The 264-nt window shown below is 34.1% G+C and carries 1 protein-coding gene; it reads left to right on the plus strand.

The window, feature by feature from the left end; all coding sequences use genetic code 11:
* A partial coding sequence (locus SB749_RS19780) for a hypothetical protein (RefSeq protein WP_410711808.1) occupies window positions 1–264 on the plus strand: 264 nt, incomplete at both ends.

The raw sequence follows: 264 nt of genomic DNA on the forward strand, positions 1-264 counted from the left end.
GTATAAATTTATTTTTAGTCAACAGACTGATTTTATATCTTCAGTTTCTTACGACTTAGAGTCATCTTCTTACGATGCTTTTGTTCGTCTTTTTCTGAAACTAAGTCGCCCAAATGATTTTCTCGATGATTTTAACCCAGACAGCAACGAACACTACACACCTCTACTTGAGAGGTGTCGTAAAGGAGATATTATTTTAAAGGCTCGTTTTTCTGAGATTTATACAGAGAGAAAAATTCTTAGTCTTCTACATCAGAAAGGTAG

It is taken from the genome of Brevibacterium sp. SIMBA_078, from assembly GCF_046534565.1.
GTDB lineage: Bacteria > Actinomycetota > Actinomycetes > Actinomycetales > Brevibacteriaceae > Brevibacterium.